Source organism: Phytobacter sp. V91, assembly GCF_965644225.1.
GTDB lineage: Bacteria > Pseudomonadota > Gammaproteobacteria > Enterobacterales > Enterobacteriaceae > CBFFRJ01.
This window is the reverse complement of sequence record NZ_CBFFRJ010000263.1, coordinates 1-1,667: the sequence shown is the minus strand read 5'-3', so window position 1 is coordinate 1,667 and position 1,667 is coordinate 1. Positions and strand designations below refer to the sequence as shown.

Here is a 1,667-nt window from a genome sequence, read left to right as displayed (position 1 = left end):
CAGATTCGCGCGACTGACTTAAAGGTCAAACCTTTCGGAGTCCCCCGGCAAAGCCGGGGGTTTACCGGACTTAATTAATAAAACACTACCAACTGCGACCATACCGTTCACTCGCGTGGAATTAGTAAGTTCAACTTCAGGAATGCTGTCGCAATTGTACAGCAACAACAGCAAGAAACTCTCATTCATTAAATCAGTAATACCCATTCTTTATAAAGAGACATCCAGAAAACAAAGATCCACTGTAATAACAAAAATAAAGAATCTTGCAATAGCGCATAAGATTAGATCAAATGAGATATTGTTCATTGCGACACTGAGCGCAGCATTAAGTAGTTCAAAGCAAAATCCGGCAAAGAAAATATTTAAACCTAAGCCACCAGAGAACTACACAATGAAAGATGCATATAACACTTTGTCTGACTTTAGAGCATTAGATTATCTAATGTGGGCGATAGCACTTGACCATAAAACACAAACTTACCTTTGTACAAATGATAAAAACTTAGTAAAACTTTGGTGTGCTATTGAACCCAATAACTTTAACTTCCAAGGAAACTTACTATCATACAACCTGAAATTTAAGGAAAATTTATTTGGTAATTTGAACGACATTGAGTACGAATGGGTTCTTGAAGCAATAAAATAATTAACATTAAATTGCCGCTTTAGATGGCCCTGAATCGGGGGATGGCTAAATCGTTTACCTGCTGCTTTGGCACTGACAAGACCTGAATGAAGTGCGCTTAACACAAAGATATCGCTCATATTCATGATAAAATATTAATAAGGCAAGCAATTAACCAATTTTGAAAATTTCACTTAGTGAACCACTAAGTATTGAATTGTTTTCATTTAACAGAACTTAACTCCCCACCCGAGACAATCTAGAGAATTATTAATCAAACTCCATCAACATTCTGGAACTACTCTTTTATGCCCCCATTTGTATATGGCAGAAATGATTCTGCATTAATTTATACAGGTAATGTTATGTCTAAGACCCATGCGTACGTTGAACATCGTCCTAAAGCAAGCGATAAAACAGCAGCTACAACTCATCATGTAGTGATCGTAAATGGTTCAGAGAAGCATAAGACCGATACACAGAAAGAAGCTGCTGAATGGGCAAAAGCTGAAGGTTATGCCGTGCACGTAGCCCGTGAGCGCCATCTACAGGATCGCGATCAGCCTGCTCACTGGCGTGTCTACTAATTCCCCGTAAATTAACTGGCATTAATGTCTGCAGTTCCTTAGCTGCAGACAATTTGCTTCCTTTCGTCTTGATGCGAATAAGGATATACCCCATTATCTCACCACTTTTTAACATATGTTTTCATATGCCCAGTCTACGCACTAATCACTTTCTTAAAAAAGTTCGTATTTCTCCCTGGTCGTTCCGGCTTTTGTCGCAGTCGGCTTAAACACTGCAGATTGATTAGGCGCGCCCGTTCCTAAGTGTGTGCGTGGCGCACTGGTTCGCCAGCTCTGCCAGCAGGTTAATAGTGTCAATCAACACCGTCAGGGCGTTGGTGCTCGCCGTGCCGATATGACGTCTGGAAATAGGTTTTTTGCGTATCCGCAAAAGTTACTAGGCCGTGTCCCTTAATTACATAACCTTTTATAAAACAATCGGATACAACCCAGTTTCACCATCGCCAGATAAT

General features: G+C 40.1%; 3 protein-coding genes. 2 read left to right on the top strand and 1 reads right to left on the bottom strand.

From position 1 onward, the window contains the following. Positions 1–154: 154 nt before the first annotated feature. Together ACSZO4_RS25490 and ACSZO4_RS25485 are read left to right on the top strand one after the other, a co-directional pair. Positions 155–649, top strand: a complete 495-nt coding sequence (locus ACSZO4_RS25490) for a hypothetical protein (protein ID WP_437891872.1) — start codon at positions 155–157, stop codon at positions 647–649. Positions 650–993: 344 nt separating this feature from the next. Next, positions 994–1,215, top strand: coding sequence for a hypothetical protein (locus tag ACSZO4_RS25485; RefSeq protein WP_437891871.1), 222 nt, complete (start codon positions 994–996; stop codon positions 1,213–1,215). A 223-nt stretch (positions 1,216–1,438) separates the two neighbouring features. Here the strand turns inward: ACSZO4_RS25485 and ACSZO4_RS25480 are convergent, their stop codons facing one another. Continuing rightward, the gene (locus tag ACSZO4_RS25480; RefSeq protein ID WP_437891870.1) at positions 1,439–1,585 is read right to left on the bottom strand and encodes a hypothetical protein; all 147 of its coding nucleotides are present in this window, start codon (positions 1,583–1,585) and stop codon (positions 1,439–1,441) included. Between the last annotated feature and the right edge of the window lie 82 nt (positions 1,586–1,667).

Coding starts and splice junctions, on each gene's coding strand:
- ACSZO4_RS25485 (WP_437891871.1), top strand. CDS start 994: ATGTCTAAGACCCATGCGTACGTTGAACATCGTCCTAAAGCAAGCGAT.